General features: G+C 64.5%; 17 protein-coding genes and 1 pseudogene. 11 read left to right on the forward strand and 7 right to left on the reverse strand.

Features of this window, described 5'->3' with window-relative positions; genetic code table 11:
• Positions 1-72: 72 nt before the first annotated feature.
• Positions 73-837 (forward strand): annotated as a pseudogene (locus tag AC5ZFO_RS41815) (SulP family inorganic anion transporter); the annotation flags it as partial.
• Positions 838-997: 160 nt separating this feature from the next.
• Here AC5ZFO_RS41815 and AC5ZFO_RS41820 read toward each other — a convergent pair.
• From AC5ZFO_RS41820 to AC5ZFO_RS41830, 3 genes are all read right to left on the reverse strand, one after another.
• Positions 998-1360 carry a hypothetical protein gene (locus tag AC5ZFO_RS41820; RefSeq protein WP_496123664.1) on the reverse strand — a complete coding sequence of 121 codons (363 nt, stop codon included), beginning with the start codon at positions 1358-1360 and terminating at the stop codon, positions 998-1000.
• Positions 1361-1471: 111 nt separating this feature from the next.
• Positions 1472-2818, reverse strand: a complete 1347-nt coding sequence (locus AC5ZFO_RS41825) for a Spy/CpxP family protein refolding chaperone (protein WP_282520563.1) — start codon at positions 2816-2818, stop codon at positions 1472-1474.
• An 89-nt stretch (positions 2819-2907) separates the two neighbouring features.
• A complete protein-coding gene (locus tag AC5ZFO_RS41830; RefSeq protein ID WP_496123665.1) occupies positions 2908-4332 on the reverse strand; it encodes an FAD-binding oxidoreductase in 1425 nt (474 codons plus the stop codon).
• 84 nt (positions 4333-4416) lie between these two features.
• Between AC5ZFO_RS41830 and AC5ZFO_RS41835 the strand changes: the two genes are divergently transcribed.
• Entirely contained in the window at positions 4417-4911 is a 495-nt protein-coding gene (locus AC5ZFO_RS41835) for a thioesterase family protein (RefSeq protein ID WP_282520561.1), read from the forward strand.
• 82 nt (positions 4912-4993) lie between these two features.
• On the opposite strand, the gene AC5ZFO_RS41840 is transcribed toward AC5ZFO_RS41835, so the two are convergent.
• Positions 4994-5167 (reverse strand): DUF1328 domain-containing protein, encoded by a 174-nt coding sequence (locus AC5ZFO_RS41840; protein ID WP_008556598.1) that lies wholly within the window; start codon positions 5165-5167, stop codon positions 4994-4996.
• A 237-nt stretch (positions 5168-5404) separates the two neighbouring features.
• Here AC5ZFO_RS41840 and AC5ZFO_RS41845 point away from each other — a divergent pair, with 237 nt between their 5' ends.
• The 8 genes from AC5ZFO_RS41845 (at position 5405) to AC5ZFO_RS41880 (ending at position 12462) form a co-directional block, all read left to right on the forward strand.
• Positions 5405-7987, forward strand: coding sequence for an ATP-dependent helicase (locus tag AC5ZFO_RS41845; RefSeq protein ID WP_496123666.1), 2583 nt, complete (start codon positions 5405-5407; stop codon positions 7985-7987).
• An 8-nt stretch (positions 7988-7995) separates the two neighbouring features.
• Entirely contained in the window at positions 7996-8283 is a 288-nt protein-coding gene (locus tag AC5ZFO_RS41850; protein WP_496123667.1) for a type II toxin-antitoxin system HicB family antitoxin, read from the forward strand.
• Between the two features lie 88 nt (positions 8284-8371).
• On the forward strand, positions 8372-8788 hold the full coding sequence (locus AC5ZFO_RS41855) for a hypothetical protein (RefSeq protein ID WP_085399497.1): 417 nt from the start codon (positions 8372-8374) through the stop codon (positions 8786-8788).
• Positions 8788-9444 carry an OmpA family protein gene (locus tag AC5ZFO_RS41860; RefSeq protein ID WP_282520558.1) on the forward strand — a complete coding sequence of 219 codons (657 nt, stop codon included), beginning with the start codon at positions 8788-8790 and terminating at the stop codon, positions 9442-9444. Before AC5ZFO_RS41855 ends, AC5ZFO_RS41860 begins: the two co-directional genes overlap by 1 nt.
• Positions 9445-9595: 151 nt before the next feature.
• Positions 9596-10132, forward strand: a complete 537-nt coding sequence (locus AC5ZFO_RS41865; protein ID WP_049802979.1) for an Mpo1 family 2-hydroxy fatty acid dioxygenase — start codon at positions 9596-9598, stop codon at positions 10130-10132.
• Positions 10133-10161: 29 nt separating this feature from the next.
• The gene (locus tag AC5ZFO_RS41870; RefSeq protein ID WP_282520557.1) at positions 10162-11193 is read left to right on the forward strand and encodes an NAD-dependent epimerase/dehydratase family protein; all 1032 of its coding nucleotides are present in this window, start codon (positions 10162-10164) and stop codon (positions 11191-11193) included.
• A gap of 28 nt (positions 11194-11221) precedes the next feature.
• Positions 11222-11848 (forward strand): methyltransferase family protein, encoded by a 627-nt coding sequence (locus AC5ZFO_RS41875; protein ID WP_063981571.1) that lies wholly within the window; start codon positions 11222-11224, stop codon positions 11846-11848.
• Between the two features lie 236 nt (positions 11849-12084).
• The gene (locus tag AC5ZFO_RS41880) at positions 12085-12462 is read left to right on the forward strand and encodes a hypothetical protein (protein ID WP_282520556.1); all 378 of its coding nucleotides are present in this window, start codon (positions 12085-12087) and stop codon (positions 12460-12462) included.
• Between the two features lie 524 nt (positions 12463-12986).
• On the opposite strand, the gene AC5ZFO_RS41885 is transcribed toward AC5ZFO_RS41880, so the two are convergent.
• The 3 genes from AC5ZFO_RS41885 to AC5ZFO_RS41895 all read right to left on the reverse strand — a co-directional run bounded on the left by AC5ZFO_RS41885 (position 12987) and on the right by AC5ZFO_RS41895 (position 14579).
• Positions 12987-13193, reverse strand: a complete 207-nt coding sequence (locus tag AC5ZFO_RS41885) for a DUF2934 domain-containing protein (protein WP_282520555.1) — start codon at positions 13191-13193, stop codon at positions 12987-12989.
• A 292-nt stretch (positions 13194-13485) separates the two neighbouring features.
• A complete protein-coding gene (locus AC5ZFO_RS41890) occupies positions 13486-13692 on the reverse strand; it encodes a hypothetical protein (protein ID WP_166343682.1) in 207 nt (68 codons plus the stop codon).
• 323 nt (positions 13693-14015) lie between these two features.
• Positions 14016-14579 carry a nucleotide exchange factor GrpE gene (locus AC5ZFO_RS41895; RefSeq protein ID WP_282520554.1) on the reverse strand — a complete coding sequence of 188 codons (564 nt, stop codon included), beginning with the start codon at positions 14577-14579 and terminating at the stop codon, positions 14016-14018.
• A 356-nt stretch (positions 14580-14935) separates the two neighbouring features.
• Here AC5ZFO_RS41895 and AC5ZFO_RS41900 point away from each other — a divergent pair, with 356 nt between their 5' ends.
• Positions 14936-16240, forward strand: a complete 1305-nt coding sequence (locus tag AC5ZFO_RS41900; RefSeq protein WP_282520553.1) for a PQQ-dependent sugar dehydrogenase — start codon at positions 14936-14938, stop codon at positions 16238-16240.

The following is a 16240-nucleotide window of genomic DNA, read 5'->3' on the forward strand; positions in this document are numbered from 1 at the left end:
TCGAATGAGTCATGATCAGATCTCCGGTTTAGGATGACGCAGCTTAGCTCCTCTGCGCCTCAATCATGGGATCTGTTCGGCGCGTTTCCAGTCAATGCCAGCCCGCCGCGAACCGGGATCGTTGCCGAGACCGGCGGACAATCGCAGCTCGCGGGCCTCGCGGCCGGGGCAATCGTGCTGGCGCTGCTCGCGTTCGGCACGGGGCTGCTGCAGCACGTTCCGGACGCCGCGCTCGGCGGCATCCTGCTGTTCGTGGCGCTGCGGATCATCCGGGTGAAGCAGATCGCCATGATCTACCGGCAATCGTTCAGCGAGTTCCTGCTGATCGTCGCCACTGCCGCGCTGATCATCGTGCTGCCGATCGAGCAGGGCGCTTTCCTCGGCATCGTGCTGTCGCTGCTGCACGGCATCTGGAGCACCACGCGCGCCAAGCTGGTTGAGTTCGAGCGCGTACCGGGCACCACAATCTGGTGGCCGGCACATCCGCACATCACCGGCGAGCACGTCGCCGGCGTCGCCGTGATCGGGCTCCAGGCGCCGCTGTCCTTCCTCAACGCGCCGGGTTTTCGCAGCGATGTGGCCAAAGTGCTCGGCACGTCGACACCGCAATTGCTGGTGCTGGAGGCGAGCGGCATGGTCGAGATCGACTTCACCGCCGCGCAGATCCTGCTCGACGTCTTCAAGGCGTGCAGCGAACAGGGCGTCACCGTCGCGCTGGCGCGGCTGGAATCGGTGCGCGCGCAGAACGCGTTCGAACGTTTCAGACTGTTCGACGCCCTGCCCCGCGACCACGTCTTCCACAGCGTCGACGAGGCCGTGCGCAAGCTGGCGAAATAATCCTGCTTACGCCCTCGATCCTCATCCTGAGGAGCCCGCGAAAAGCGGGCGTCTCGAAGGATGGCCACGGGCGAGATCCGGGCCTTCATGGTTCGAGACGCGCGAAGACGCGCTCCTCACCATGAGGGTCTGGGTGCAACGAGGATAACGAGAGCCGCCCTCACTGCGCCAGGATGGGGTGATCATGCTGCACGGCCTCGCGGATCCAGCTGGCATGGATCGCGCGAAACAGGATCTGCGCGGTCTTGAGGTCGTTCGCCTTCATGCAGAGATCGACGATGCGCTGGACGGCGGCGTCGCGCATCAATCCATCCGAGATCTTCATCGCGATTTCCATGGCGACCTTGGCCGCGCGTTCATAGCGCTCAGCTTCGCGCTTGTCGTTGCGCGCCGAACCGGTCGCGCTCGCGGCTGCGGCGTCACAGATCGCGCGGATGCGCTCGGCGGCCTCGATGTCGCCGAGCGGTCCTTCGATCGTCTCGTCCCATATGTCCATCGGCTTCTGCTTCGCGAACCACTTCATCGCCCCGCCACAATGGTCTTCCAGTATTTCCGCGCTCCCGCCCCGCCCAGCATAGAGAGGCCGATCGGGATCGGCGAGGCGATTTTTCCGCCACGCATTATCGATCTGCAGTCAGGACGTCCGACGTGGTCCGATGGCCTCGAACTGCGCCTTCTGCTCGTCATTCAGTGTGGCGTAGAAATCCTCCAGCGCCGCGCGAACCGACTTGACGCCGTCGAGCATCGTGTCGAGCCGCTTGCGAACCGCCGCCATTCGCGCCGGCGGCGTCATCACGTCGCTGGGCTGGCAGGCCGCCTTGAGCGATGCGCTGACCTTGGCGCTGGTATCCTGGAGCACCTGCAGCGCAGCGCGCTGGGTGTCGTTGGGATGAAGCCTCGCCTCGATATCGGCGCTTGGCCAGTCGAGCGCAGCAGGCGTCGCGCAATTCTGGACCAGCGATCCCCCGGTGTTGGTGGAAGCTGTCGCACGACGCTGATCCTCGGCCAGCGCATTGAAGCGCGCCTTCTGCTCGTCGGTGAGCGAGCCGTAGAATCGATCGAGGGCGGGCTGAACGAGATCGACGGCTTTCTCCATCGCCTCGATGCGCTGCTGCATCGCCGTCAGCCGACCTGGCGCTGTCGCCGCGACCTGCGACGGGCAGGACGCGCGGATCATCTCGGACGCCTGGATCGAGGCGTTGCCGAGTTCGTCGAGGCTTGCGCCTTGCGCCTCGCTCGGCTGCACCGCGGCGGCGATCTGGTCGATCGGCAGACCGGCGATCTCGCGGCGGTCGCTGCCGCAAAGCTGATCCAGCGCAACACCGCGCGCCTGGCGCCGTCCCAGCGGCCGCTGCGGCAGATAGGCGGAAAGTCCATCGTAGCCGTAGGGTCCGAAGATGCCGGCATAGATGTCCGGATAGCCGTAGCCCCAGAAGCCGAGACCGTCGCCCCAGATCGTGTAGTCGTAGAGATCGTTGTAGGCGAACGGCCAGAACAGCGGTCCGACCCAGCCATAACCACCGCCCGCATGTTGCCACCACCCGCTGCTGGCGCCGTGCCAGCCGGCCAGTGCGGCCGCCGCCGCGATCTGAGCTCGCGCGGCCGGATTGCTGATCAGACGGCCGTTGCGGAAGGCGCTGGAATGCGCGTTGAGGGCGTTGCGAAAATTCGCAGGACGGACGGCCGCATTGCGGATCTGGCCGAAGTTCGGGCCACGATGTCGCGCGCCAGTTGCGAAGCGGGGCCCGCCATGATGTCCGCCGCCATGCGCGTGTCCGAAGCCATGACCACCAAAATGGCCGCCTCCATGATGACCACCACCATGATGACCGCCGCCGTGATGGCCACCGCCATGCCCGCCGCCATGACCGCCTCCGTGCCCACCACCATGGCCGCCACCGTGCCCGCCCTTGCCCAGCGCCGTGCCCGCCAGCACGCAGGCAAGCGCCATCACGGCAATTCCAATGACAGGTCGCAACATCGCATCCTCCCGCAGAGCCGCGCCATACAGGCATCGGAAACTGACGGGATTGGAACCGGCCTGACTGCCGAAAGTTCCGCGACCGAGCCCTAGGCCTCCGGCACGATCTTGCCGGGGTTGAAGATGTTGAGCGGATCGAGTGCCTTTTTCAGCGCCCGCATCGCATCAATCGCCTCGGGGCCGAGTTCCGCCCTAAGATATTTCTGCTTGCCCTGGCCGATGCCGTGCTCACCGGTGCAGGTGCCGTCCATCGCCTGCGCGCGCTCGACCAGGCGATGCATGAACTCCTCGCCGCGCGCCATCTCGTCGGCATCGTTGGTGTCGCAGACCAGCGAGCAGTGGAAATTGCCGTCACCGACATGGCCGACGATCGGCGACAACAGGTTGAGGCGCTTGAGATCTTCCTCGGTCTCGCCGACGCAATCGGCAAGCCGCGAGATCGGCACGCAAACGTCGGTTGCAACCACGCCGATGCTTTCGCCGGGCCGCAGCGCCTTCACCGACCAATAGGCGTCGTGCCGCGCCTGCCACAGCTTGGTGCGATCCTCCGGCTTGGTGGTCCAGGAGAAATCGCCGCCGCCGCAATCCCTTGCGATCTCGCCGAAGGCCTTGGACTGCTCGCCGACCTCGACCTCGCTGCCGTGGAATTCCATCAGCAACAGCGGCGTTTCCGGCAGCGTCAGCTTCGAATAGGCGTTGCAGGCCTTCACCTGCGCGGCGTTGAGCAGCTCGATACGCGCCACGGGAATGCCGGTCTGGATCGCCAGGATCACGGCCTGACATGCCCCGTGCACGGTCTCGAACGACACCGCGCCGGCCGCGATCGTGTAAGGGATGCCGCGCAGGCGAATGGTCAGCTCGGAGATGATGCCGAGCGTGCCTTCGGCGCCGACGAACAGATGCGTCAGGTCGTAGCCGGCGGATGATTTCTTGGCGCGCGTGCCAGTGGTGATGATCTCGCCGTCGCCGCGCACGACCTTCAGCGCCAGCACGCTGTCGCGCATGGTGCCGTAGCGCACCGCGTTGGTGCCGGAGGCCCGGGTCGAGGCCATGCCGCCGAGCGAAGCATCCGCGCCGGGGTCGATGGGGAAGAACAGGCCCTGGTCGCGCAGATGCTCGTTCAGCGCCTTGCGGGTGACGCCGGGCTGGATCACGCAGTCGAGGTCCTCGGCATGCACCGCGAGCACCTTGTTCATGTCGCGCAGGTCGATCGAGATGCCGCCGGCGGGCGCGTTGACCTGGCCCTCCAGCGAGGTGCCGGTGCCGAAGGCGATGACGGGGACGCGGTTGTTGGCGCAGATCCGCACCACGTCCTGGATGTCGGCGGTCTCCTGCGCCATCACCACGCCGTCCGGCGGCTGGTTGACGATCCACGTGGTGGTATGGCCGTGCTGCTCGCGAACGGCCTGCGAGGTGATGAGGCGGTTGCCGAACCGTGCGGCAAGCTGCTCCAGCGCGCTTGCGAGGGCTTTCGGCTCGACCCGCGGCGGATTATTGGTGATGGTCGTACCCACGGATAGTCCTCCCGACAGAAGAACCGTGGCAAAGGACATCTAACCGGTCAAGTCAAGCGACCGCGCGCATAGCAGGAAAGACACATGCCGGAGACCGCCGCTGCCGAGCCGTTCCGCTCGTCGATCATGCAGATCGAGCCGCAATGGATCGACTATAACGGCCATCTCAACATGGCCTATTACAACGTGATGTTCGACCGCGCGATCGACCAGATGTGGTTACAGCTCGGGATCGGGCCGGGCTACATGAAGGAGCGAGGCGGCTCGACCTTCACTGCCGAATGCCATGTGCGGTATCTGCGCGAAATCCACCTCGGCGATCCCGTGCAGGTGTCGGTCTGGCTGCTCGAAGCCGACGACAAGCGGCTGCACACGTTCCAGGAGTTGCGGCACGCGACGGAAGGCTGGCTGTCGGCGACCTCCGAAAACATGTCGCTCCACATCGACATGGGCTCGCGAAAGGTGGCGGCCTTTCCGCCCGATATCCGGCAGCGCATTGCAGCCGTCGTCGGCGCCCACGGCGCCGTGCCGCAGCCCGAGGGCATCGGCCGGAACGTGGCGATGCCCTCGAAGCGGTAGTGCATGGTCCGGACCCGAAGGGCCGCGTTCGCGCAAAGCGTGAAGCGGATTTCCGGTAAGATCATGCACCAATCAGACCGCGCTATATCCTGTTGCGGCCGCGGGCAAGGCCCACCACGGCCGAGACCAGGAACAGCACGACGGCGATGAAGAAGATGATCTTGGCGATCTCGATCGAGGCGCCGGCGATACCGCCGAAGCCCAGGATGCCGGCGATCAGTGCGATAACAAGAAACGTCACAACCCAGCCTAGCATGGTCAAACCCTCGTCTTGATGTCTGTCTGCGTCGGCGCGGCTGGCCGCGCCACCTGTCCAGACAATCTCGACGCGGGAACGATGGTTCCGGCCCACGCAAGCTGGAAATTCGCCCTCGCCGAGGGAACAAATCGGCCCGCCGCGCACGTGGAAAACCTCGCCCCGGCGCCCCATATAGGCAGCAATCCCTGTTAAGAAGGCTCCCTTCCACCACCCTGCGGTGCCATCGTGGGGCCAATGATTCGCATGACCGAACCGAGCAAGATCACCAGCGTACCCGACCACCAGCCCGCAGCCGGCGGCATCGCCGCGCGTGCGCGCGCCTCCGTGGGCCCGAAATATTTGTCCGGGCTCAATCCCGAGCAGCGCGACGCCGTGGAGACGCTGGACGGCCCGGTCCTGGTGCTGGCCGGCGCCGGCACCGGCAAGACGCGCGTGCTGACCACGCGCATCGCCCACATCCTCAGTCAGGGCCGCGCCCGCCCCGCCGAGATCCTGTCGGTGACCTTCACCAACAAGGCTGCGCGCGAGATGAAGCATCGGCTCGGCCAGATGCTCGGCCACGCGGTCGAAGGCATGCCGTGGCTCGGCACCTTCCACTCCATCGGCGGCCGCATCCTGCGCACCCATGCCGAGCTGGCGCAGCTCAAGTCGAACTTCACGGTGCTCGACACCGATGACCAGGTGCGGCTGCTCAAGCAGCTGCTGCAGGCCGACAACATCGACGACAAGCGCTGGCCGGCACGCATGCTGGCCGGCCTGATCGACGGCTGGAAGAACCGCGGCCTGACGCCGTCGCAGGTGCCGTCAGGCGAAGCCGCCGTGTTCGCCAACGGCAAGGGCGGCAAGCTCTATGCGAGCTACCAGGAGCGGCTGAAGATCTTGAACGCCGCCGATTTCGGCGATCTGCTGCTCGAGGACATCCGGATCTTCCGCGAGCACCCGGACATCCTGCGGCAATACCAGCAGCGCTTCAAATTCATCCTGGTCGACGAATATCAGGACACCAACGTCGCGCAATATCTGTGGCTGCGGCTGCTGTCGCAGGCGCCGGCGAAGCAAACCACGCCCGCCGTCATTCCGGGACGGCTCGAAGAGCCGAACCCGGAATCTGGAGATGAGTCCACAGCTCGAGATTCCGGAGGCGATGCCGCGCATCGCCCCGGAATGACCGAGCATGCGGTCGGCGCGCCGATGGCCATGCCGCACGTCAAAAACATCTGCTGCGTCGGCGACGACGACCAGTCGATCTATGGCTGGCGCGGCGCCGAAGTCGACAACATCCTGCGCTTCGACCACGATTTCCCCGGCGCCAAGGTCATTCGCCTCGAGCGCAATTACCGCTCGACCGGCCACATCCTCGCCGCCGCCTCGCACCTGATCGCGCACAACGAAGGCCGGCTCGGCAAGACGTTGCGCACCGAGGACCATGACGGCGAGAAGGTCACGGTGACGGGCTCGTGGGATTCGGAAGAAGAAGCCCGCGGCATCGGCGAGGAGATCGAACAGCTCCAGCGCCAGGGCGAGAAGCTCAACGAGATCGCGATCCTGGTGCGCGCCTCCTACCAGATGCGCGAATTCGAAGACCGTTTCGTCACGCTCGGCCTGCCTTACCGCGTGATCGGCGGCCCGCGCTTCTACGAGCGCGCTGAAATCCGCGACGCGCTGGCTTATCTGCGCGTCATCAATTCACCGGCCGACGATCTCGCCTTCGAGCGCATCGTCAACGTGCCCAAGCGGGGCCTCGGCGACGCCACCGTGCAGATGCTGCACGACCACGCCCGCAAGCGCCGCATTCCGCTGTTCGAGGCGGCGCGCGCGGTGGTCGAGACCGACGAGCTGAAGCCGAAGGCGCGCGGAAGCTTGCGCGACGTCGTCGCCCAGTTCGACCGCTGGCGTGCCCAGCGCGAGGTCACCGCGCACACCGATCTCGCCCAGATCGTGCTCGACGAGAGCGGCTATACCGAGATGTGGCAGAAGGACCGCTCGGCGGATGCCGCGGGCCGGCTGGAGAACCTGAAAGAGCTGGTGCGCTCGATGGAGGAGTTCGAGAACCTGCAAGGGTTTTTGGAGCACATCTCGCTGGTGATGGACCGCGACGGCGGCGCCGAGGAAGACGCGGTGTCGCTGATGACGCTGCATTCGGCCAAGGGCCTCGAATTCGACAACGTGTTCCTGCCCGGCTGGGAGGAAGGCCTGTTCCCGAGCCAGCGTACGCTGGACGAACAGGGCCGCGCCGGCCTCGAGGAAGAGCGCCGGCTCGGCCATGTCGGCCTGACCCGCGCGAGGCGCCGCGCCAAGATCTACTTTGCGACCAACCGCCGGATCCATGGCACCTGGTCGACCACGATCCCGTCGCGCTTCCTCGACGAATTGCCGTCCGCCAATGTCGAGATCACGGAATCCAAGGGCGGCTCGGCCTGGGGCGGCACCGGCGGCTACGGCGCCTCGCGTTTCGACGACATGGAGGCGTTCGGCTCGACCTATTCGACCCCGGGCTGGCAGCGCGCCCAAGCCAACCGTAATCGGGGGGGCGGCGGTCGCGGCGGCTTCGAGGAACAAGCCTCGTCGTTTTCTTCATCGTCGTCCTCGCCCGATTTCGGCAGCTTCTCCTCACGCCGCCGCGGGCCGATGACGATCGAGGGCGAGCTGGTCGCCAAATCCACCGGCACCACCTCGGAATTTTCCCTCTCCGACCGCGTCTTCCACCAGAAATTCGGCTACGGCCGCGTCACCAAGATCGACGGCAACAAGCTCACCATCGCCTTCGACAAGGCCGGCGAGAAGAAGGTCGTGGACAGCTTTGTGCAGCGGGCGTGAGGCCTGATATGCCTCAGTACGTCGCCATCATCGAAGATGCCGGTCCGGACGAAGCCGTTGGCTTGTGGTTTCCCGACTTGCCCGGCTGCATTTCCGGCGGCGACGACGTCGACGAGGCCCTGGAGAGCGCGCCCGAGGCGCTCGCATTTTATGCGCAGGAGCTGAGCGCGGACGGCCGCCAGCTTCCCCCGCCGCGGACATTGGACGAGCTCAAGGCCGATCCTGATCTGGCCGACGACCTCAGGAAACACACGGTCGCCCTGATCGAATGGCCGCCCCTCCCCGACGCCGAGTGAGGACTGTTCGCCGCACTGGCCGGACGTTCGACGGTTCTCGCCCGAACAGCCCTTGACCATCGCGAACTTCCCCGTATCAGATGCGCCCATGGTCCGGGGCTCCATCACACTGATCTTGCTGGCATTGGTTATGCCGTCGCTTGCGGCGGCGGAGACCATGAGCTTTGGCGATTCGATCGGGCTCCTGGCCAAGAGCTGCGGTGCGGAAATCGTCGCCAATTGCCGCGGCGTCAACCCGGACTCGACCCGGCTGAAAGAGTGCCTGTCGCGCAACCGCGACGTGCTCTCCCAGCAATGCCAGAGCGACTATCTCGGCGCCTTCGATGCCATCCAGAAGCGCGTCGCCGCGCGCGTCACGGTCGCGAACGCCTGCCAGCGCGAGATCGTCAAGGTCTGCGGCGGCTCGACCAAGGAGACCAGCAAGTCGATCCCCTGCCTGGTCACGACGCCCAAGGGCATCAGCAACAACTGCCTGAAGGCCGTCGACGACGCGGGGTATCGGTGATGCGCGCGTCCAGAATTGCCATCACGCTTGGCCTTGGCATGCTCGCGGGCGCAGCAAGCGCGCAGACCGCGGCGCCGACCCGTGACGACATCGTCGGCAAGCTGAACCATTTCGAACAGGCCGCCGAGGTCGACCTTCCCGCGCTGAAGCAGCAGGTGATGGAGCGCGCCAAGACCAGGATCAAGAACGATCCGGGTCCGGTGAACCGGCCGCTGATCGCGCCTGATCTGGCCAACCTGCCGGCCTTCAACGCGCAGATCCAGTTCGACGCCGACACGCCGATCATCCAGCCAGCGTCCTACCAGACCGTTGGCCGCATCGCGGACGCGCTGGTCCATTCCTCGCTGCTGCCTTACACGTTCCTGATCGTCGGCCATGTCGAATCCAATGCGAAGACGCGCGAGGCCAATGCGATCCTGAGCCAGCGACGCGCCGACGCGATCCGCGACGTCCTGGTCAACACCTTCAAGATCTCGACCAAGCGACTGCATCCGGTCGGCCTCGGCGAGGAGCAGTTTCTCGACCGGGCCAAGCCGACCTCGGCCGTCAACGGCCAGTTGCAGATCCTGACCTATGCCAAGGTGCCGGAGGACGCGCCTGCGCATCCGGCTGCGGCGCCTGGGCCTGCGGCGAAAAAGTCCGCCAAGAAGCGTTGAGCGAGAGCGCTTCACCTGACGGAACCCATTGAAGTCCCGACCGTTTTGTGGCCTGTCGAAAGCGCAACAGCCATGCTTTGCGCGACACGCGGGCCGGTTTGTGCACTGCCCTATCAGGTGCTATAGCCTGTTCTCGCCCTTCCCCGACCCCATGCTGCACGAGACCGAGATGGCTGGTTATTTTCAACGCCAACTGGCCGACTACGTCGAATATCATCGCGATCCCTGGAACTGCGCGATGCACGTGGTCGGAATCCTCCTGCTCTTCACCGGCGCCGTGCTGCCGCTCACCCTCGTGCGTTTTCCCATCTTCGGGATCGAGGTAAGCCTGGCCGTGGTTGCGGCCCTGCCGGTACTGGTCTACTGGCTGATGCTGGACGCCGGGATCGGACTCGGCATCCTCGCCGCGATGATCGTGCTGCTTTCGGTCGCAACCGCAATCGGCAATCAGGCCTCGATCGTCATGATGTGGTCGATTTTTGCGGTGCTGATCGGATTTGGCGTCGCAGCGCAGATCGTGGGCCACAGGGTTTTCGAGGAACGGCAGCCGTCGATGGTCGACCACCCCGCGCATTTCCTGCTTGGACCGATGTTTGTCATGGCGAAATTATTCATTGCATTGGGCTTCCGTCGCGACCTTGCCGCGATTCTGGCGCCTGTTCCGACCAATTCCCTTTCAACCCGATAGCTCTAGAAGCGAAACAGTAAACCTTCTGCATGGCTCTCGTACTGGTTACCGGTGGCAGTGGCTTCATCGGACATCATCTCGTAGAAGCGCTCCGCGCCCGTGGGCAGCGGGTACGCGTTCTCGATGTCCGTGCGCCGGCCGCGGCGAACGCGGACGTTGAACACGTCCACGGCTCGGTGCTGGACGGTGCCGCGGTCGAGGCCGCGATCGCCGGCGTCGATCAGGTCTATCACCTCGCCGGCCTGCCCGGCATGTGGGTCGCCAACAAGCAGGACTTCCACGACGTCAATTGCCGCGGCACCGAAATCGTGCTGGCCGCGGCGATGAAGCGCGGCGTGTCGCGCTTCCTGCACTGCTCGACGGAATCGATCCTGTTCCCCTATTCCGACCTCAACGGCGTTGCCGCCGAAGAGGCGCTGCAGCCGGCCGACGCGATGCCCGGCGCCTATACGCGGTCGAAGTCGCTCGCCGAGCACCACGCCGCGAAGGCCGCAGCCGCAGGCTTCCCGCTCGTGATCGGCACGCCGACCATGCCGATCGGTGCCGCCGACCACAATCTGACGCCGCCGACGGCGATGCTGTGGTACTTCCTCCAGAAGAAGGTGCAGCCGCATCTCAACTTCCTGGTCAATCTCGTCGATGTCCGCGACGTCGCGATGGGACTCGTGCTGACCATGGAGCGCGGCCGCATCGGCCAGCGCTACATCCTCGGCGGCGACTGCGTCCCGCTCGGCAATATCCTGCGGATGATGTCGGCGATGAGCGGCCGCCGGCAGTTTCCAGTCGTCGTGCCCGGCAAGATCGCCGAGCTCTCCGCGATCATGCTCGAATCCATCTCCGATCACATCACGCGCCGGCCGCCTAACGGCACCGCCGAGGGCGTGCGCATCGCGCTTGCCGCAAGCGACCTCTCGATCGGCAAGGCGCGCACCGAGCTCGGCTACGCACCGCGCCCGATCGAGCCGGTCTTGCGCGAAACCATCACCCATCTGCTCGCCCGCAACGGCCAGCGGCCCTCCGGCGCCATCGAGCATCACGCGCTGTCCTCGCGCGCGAGCTAAAGCCGCCGCCCTAACGCAAAGAACCTTCATGTCCTTCGATTTCAGCAAGCTTCTCTCCGTGGCCTGGGGTGGCTGGACCACGACCTGGCCGACCGAACTCCTGGCCTTGATCTGGCTCGCCTTTCTCGCCAGCTGGGTCGGCGCCTCGTTCTGGCAGGGCCGCACCCAGAAGCAGGTCATGACGCTGGAGTCGCAGCGCTATCGCCTGCCGATCCTGGTCGGCGGAATCCTGTACACGCCGTGGGTTGCACAGGTCCTGGGCTGGAAGCCGCTCTGGGTGCTCGGCAACACGGGCATCTACATCGCCGCGGTCCTCTCGGCCGCCGGCATCGCCTTCGCCTGGTGGGGCCGGCTGCATCTCGGAAAATTCTGGTCCAACACCATCACCCACAAGGAAGACCACCGCGTTATCGACACTGGCCCCTACGGCATCGTGCGTCACCCGATCTACACGGGACTGATTGCAGGCATGCTCGTCACCGGCATCGCGATCGGCCTCGTAACGACGATCCTCGGCGCCATCCTGATCTCGCTCGGCATGTGGCAGAAGGGCCGGATGGAAGAGGTGTTTCTGTCCAAGGAGCTCGGCGAAGACGCCTACGGCGCCTATTGCCGTCGCGTGCCGATGATCATTCCGTTCCTGTCGCCGCGGTGAAGCGTCCTGAAGGCGCGGTCGCTGCGTTCCGCTTTCTCTGCACGACGTTACTGCTAGTGTCGGACTTGCGCTCGATCCAAGCTTTACCATCAGTCGCTTGCTTGTCAGCCAAGCAAGCGACGATACGAAATATCTCGCAGGACGAGAGCGGGTCTGCGAGGGCATGCGGCCTAGCCCTAGCCGGGGTGCCAGAGGAGTGATGTCCGTAAACTGACAACGCTACGGAGAAGCCTATTATGCAGTTGTCAAAGGTCGCCGCGTTGGCGCTCATCGCTAGCTGTCCAAGCCTACTGTCTGTATCTCGGGCGGCGGCCGTTTCTGAATGCTCAATCTCAGGCACACTAGCGGATTGGGGCGAGAACTCGACGGCCGACATTGACCTCACGTCCGGAGGAAGTTGCCAATTTCCAATCAAGATGCGCGGCACGGTGAGTGGCTCGGACATCTCTCAAAAGCCGACACACGGCAAGCTGAAAAGGCTCAACCTGTCTACGTTCGAATACAAGGCAAAGGCCAAATATAAGGGTAGCGATACCTTTGCCATCAAAGCGACGGGTCAGGGACCGACAGCTTCTGGCACGTCGGTAATCACTGTGCACGCGACGATCAAATAGCGTTCCTCGCTCGATTGCATGGTGAACGCGGAAGCACCAGCCGCCCGATGTCTCGCGCCAATGGCACCACAATGAAAAGGGACCATCGGAGTTACCGATGGTCCCAAAAGCCTCAAAGGCTCTTCGCTGGCAAAGGCCTTGCCGTGTCTTGCCAAGTTGGGCTGCGAGCAGACTTGGCGGGCTGCTTGCAGGGTTGATGCTCGCTCTACGCTGGCCTTCTGGACCCTGGCCTCTTTGACGCTGGCCTTATGGACGCTGGTCCCGTCGGACACTGGTTGCCATCGGCTCTGGTCACGTCGGCGCTCGTCGCTCTCGGCGCTGGATGGTGCGAGAAACCGACTCGATCAACCAATGCCAATTGAACTGCCGACCCGACGAATAGTCTAGGTGTTGTTGTCTGTTCCTCTCGAAGAAATTTGGGTTAGCGAGGCTGCCAATTCCCGCATCGTTGGATGTCATTTCTAACGAAAACCGGCAGCCTGCCGACCGAATTGCGAATGGCGCACGTCCTCGCGCTCGACCCGTCAGCGCGAGTTTTGCTTTTTCGGGAATCGCACCCTTCTGGCGGGTTTTGTCACTGCAATGTCAGCCGCGGCAGGGCTTGCGACCGACGTCGCGAGAATTTCGCATTGCGCATGCATCCAATGGACTTCCGCCTTTCCGTCGGGTTGACCATCGGCGACCCAGAGGTGGTAGGCGCGCTCGCGAATTGCCTCTTCCAGATTTGGCATGGGATTTTCCTTGCGAATGATCCGCCCGGCCCCAGCCAAAAGACTTGCTCTCGTAAGGTTAATGAAATCTTAACGGGCAGCGGAAGCCAAGCGTCGCGCGGGTGCCGCTCAAGGGCGGTCGGCGCTCATTGCGAGATATCTCGGCAACGCTCGCGGACGCAGGTCGCAACGAACGGTAATCCGCATGCGGCGACCGGCATCAAACTCGTGCTTACCGAGGGTCGACGAGGCCGTGCACGGGCCGCCTCTTTGGGGGCTCGGGGCTCGATTGACACCAGCACAGCAAAACTAGTCAGTCGATTGGCGCGAGCCGTGCGTTCCACCGCGCCGCAAGGTTTTTGATCTGCTCGAAATGCAGGATCGCCGGTTCACCCTCGCGGACGATTGTCGTCCGCTTGCGTTCCTTGGGTGGCAACGTCATCGCGCGCGATACCGCCGCGCGCAGTTTCATCGAGCCGTGATCTGTCAGGGTGACGAGTTCTTCCGGGTCAAAGGCCATGGGTCCACGCCTACGCTACCGGCTGGCTCGCAAGCCAGCACACGCGCCCCGAATGCCCAATTCTCCAGATAGCCCAACATGGTTAATAGTTCGTTATCGTTTGGCTCTGTCATTTGGATTGGCGCGCGGGTCACGCGGCGTCTTGTCCCGCAAGTAAAATGAGCCTCTCAGGCTGCACCAGCCCCTATTTGGATCGAACCCAATCCCAGCCGATTTCAAATGCTCAAGGAGGTGGCTACCGCCAGGCTTGCAGCAGGGGTAGTTCGCCCGTGCCGCGCCGGTCCGCGCGGTAGCCCCCAGTGAGCCATTGCAGTCGCAATTGATCAGGCTACCGCTGCCAACCTGCCATCGGCATGCGGATTTGCGCAAAGCAGACGCTTGCGAATGGCCTCTTCAACGAGCGCGAGCGCTTCCTTGGCTTGTCGCGCTTCGGCTTCCGCAACTTCGGCGCGAAGCTCTATGGCCGTCAACTTATCCTTATGAGCTTCAATGCAGCACTGGGCTTGCTCCAGCGCTCGGCAAGCATCTTGCAGCTTACGTTGGGTGGTTACGGTGAGTTCACGCTGTGCGCGCTCGGCGGCCTCGGCTCGCCCTTCGGCCAGTTGCAATCTTTCTAAGGCGCTCGTGCAAAGCGATTGGGCACGGGCTTCGGTCTCGCGGGCGTGCTTCTCCATATCGCGGAAGACATCGGCCGCTTGATATACCAGATCGAGGGCTGTTGCTCCCTTGTCTGGTGCCAGCGGTGAGGGAAAGCTCAAGATGCCTTCATCCCCTCCAACTGGCGCTCTGGAACCACGCTGCGCCATGCAGTTCAAGCTCGTCGCGAACACACATACACGGGCAGTATCATGAATAGCTGTGGTTAACGGATGGTTAACCAGTTGCATGCCTGGAGATGTCGTAACGGCGCGCGGCGGGCAATGGCACCGAAAATCAGTCAGTTCTTTGGGCGTGCCTAGCGTAGCAGCAGAGGCCCGCGCCGGCGGCTGGACCGGCAGATCGGCCGCTGATCTTCCTCTCTCCATGCAAATTTGGTCGGCTGCCATTCCACGGGAATAGGCGCTGGTCGAGTTCCGCAACGGTTGACCTTTGTCCCACGACCCAGTTGGATGCGCGCGCAACTGGGCATGACGACATTCATCGTGGATCTGGAGAGGTCGACGATCAGGCCTGAGCCCGCGCGGGGCTTGGTGCGATCCGGTGTTGGACTGTGCACTGTGCCTAGGGTTCGACAGGGGTTCTCATGACATTTTCCAGCATCTTCGCGCAGTTCGTTGCGCTCCTCGGTGGCATCGCGCTGCAATGGCGGAAGTTATCGGGCACCATGCCTGCGCCGGCCTGGGGCCAGACGCCCTCCATTCCCGAAGCCAAGCCGCAAGGCGCAATCCCGACGCTGAAGATGCCGACGGCCAGGGGTTGGAGCGAGGGGCAGAAGCCGACGGTCGCCCCCGGGCTCAAGGTCAATGCGTTCGCGACCGCGCTCGACCATCCGCGCTGGATCGAGGTGCTGCCGAATGGCGACGTGCTGATCGCGGAGGCGACGCAGATTGCGGGCGCGCCGAGGTCGGTGTTTCACTATGCGATGCAGGCGACGATGCGGCGCGCCGCAGCGCTCGGCGTCAGCGCCAACCGCATCACGCTGCTGCGCGACAAGGACGGCGACGGCGTCGCGGAAGTGCGCGGCGCCTTCATGGAGAACCTCAGCCAGCCGTTCGGCATGGCGCTGGTCGGCAACACATTCTATGTCGGCAACACCGACGGCGTGATGGCCTTCCCCTATGTCGCCAATGCCGACCGCATCACCGCGCCGGGCAAGCGGCTCACGACGTTCAAGCCGAGCGGCCACTGGACGCGCAGCCTGCTCGCAAGCCCCGACGGCAAGAAGCTCTATGCCGGCGTCGGCTCGCTCAGCAACATTGCCGAGATGGGCATGGAGGTCGAGCAAGGCCGCGCCGCGGTCTATGAGCTCGATCTCGCCGCCGGCACGCATCGCATTTTTGGTGCGGGCCTGCGCAATCCGGTTGGACTCGCGTGGGAGCCCAATACGAACGTGCTCTGGACCGTCGTCAACGAGCGCGACGGGCTCGGCGACGAGACGCCGCCGGACTATCTCACTTCCGTGCGCGACGGCGGCTTCTACGGCTGGCCCTATTGCTACTGGGGCAAGACGGTGGACGATCGCGTGCCGCAGGATCCCGCGATGGTCGCCAAGGCGCTGACGCCGGACTACGCGCTCGGCGGCCACACCGCCTCGCTCGGCCTGTGCTGGATGCCGGCGGGCACGCTGCCCGGCTTCCCCGACGGCATGGTGATCGGTCAGCACGGCTCGTGGAATCGCAGCACTCTCTCGGGCTACAAGCTGGTGTTCATCCCGTTCGAGAACGGCCGCCCGTCCGGCCCGGGTCGCGACATCCTGTCGGGCTTCCTGTCCCCGGACGAGAAGGAATCCTACGGCCGTCCGGTTGGCGTCGTGATCGGCCCGGACAAGAAGTCGCTGCTGATGGCCGACGACGTCGGCAATGTGATCTGGCGCGTGACGGGGGCGTAG

Source organism: Bradyrhizobium sp. Unk1, assembly GCF_059512345.1.

What these genes read in the sequence shown, in the direction of transcription:
- AC5ZFO_RS41825 (WP_282520563.1), bottom strand. Translation starts at nt 2,818, where the DNA reads ATGTTGCGACCTGTCATTGGAATTGCCGTGATGGCGCTTGCCTGCGTG.
- AC5ZFO_RS41835 (WP_282520561.1), top strand. Translation starts at nt 4,417, where the DNA reads ATGCCGGAGACCGCCGCTGCCGAGCCGTTCCGCTCGTCGATCATGCAG.
- AC5ZFO_RS41845 (WP_496123666.1), top strand. Translation starts at nt 5,405, where the DNA reads ATGATTCGCATGACCGAACCGAGCAAGATCACCAGCGTACCCGACCAC.
- AC5ZFO_RS41840 (WP_008556598.1), bottom strand. Translation starts at nt 5,167, where the DNA reads ATGCTAGGCTGGGTTGTGACGTTTCTTGTTATCGCACTGATCGCCGGC.
- AC5ZFO_RS41890 (WP_166343682.1), bottom strand. Translation starts at nt 13,692, where the DNA reads ATGGCCTTTGACCCGGAAGAACTCGTCACCCTGACAGATCACGGCTCG.
- AC5ZFO_RS41870 (WP_282520557.1), top strand. Translation starts at nt 10,162, where the DNA reads ATGGCTCTCGTACTGGTTACCGGTGGCAGTGGCTTCATCGGACATCAT.
- AC5ZFO_RS41820 (WP_496123664.1), bottom strand. Translation starts at nt 1,360, where the DNA reads ATGAAGTGGTTCGCGAAGCAGAAGCCGATGGACATATGGGACGAGACG.
- AC5ZFO_RS41865 (WP_049802979.1), top strand. Translation starts at nt 9,596, where the DNA reads ATGCTGCACGAGACCGAGATGGCTGGTTATTTTCAACGCCAACTGGCC.
- AC5ZFO_RS41900 (WP_282520553.1), top strand. Translation starts at nt 14,936, where the DNA reads ATGACATTTTCCAGCATCTTCGCGCAGTTCGTTGCGCTCCTCGGTGGC.
- AC5ZFO_RS41880 (WP_282520556.1), top strand. Translation starts at nt 12,085, where the DNA reads ATGCAGTTGTCAAAGGTCGCCGCGTTGGCGCTCATCGCTAGCTGTCCA.
- AC5ZFO_RS41855 (WP_085399497.1), top strand. Translation starts at nt 8,372, where the DNA reads ATGGTCCGGGGCTCCATCACACTGATCTTGCTGGCATTGGTTATGCCG.
- AC5ZFO_RS41860 (WP_282520558.1), top strand. Translation starts at nt 8,788, where the DNA reads ATGCGCGCGTCCAGAATTGCCATCACGCTTGGCCTTGGCATGCTCGCG.
- AC5ZFO_RS41850 (WP_496123667.1), top strand. Translation starts at nt 7,996, where the DNA reads ATGCCTCAGTACGTCGCCATCATCGAAGATGCCGGTCCGGACGAAGCC.
- AC5ZFO_RS41885 (WP_282520555.1), bottom strand. Translation starts at nt 13,193, where the DNA reads ATGCCAAATCTGGAAGAGGCAATTCGCGAGCGCGCCTACCACCTCTGG.
- AC5ZFO_RS41875 (WP_063981571.1), top strand. Translation starts at nt 11,222, where the DNA reads ATGTCCTTCGATTTCAGCAAGCTTCTCTCCGTGGCCTGGGGTGGCTGG.
- AC5ZFO_RS41895 (WP_282520554.1), bottom strand. Translation starts at nt 14,579, where the DNA reads ATGCAACTGGTTAACCATCCGTTAACCACAGCTATTCATGATACTGCC.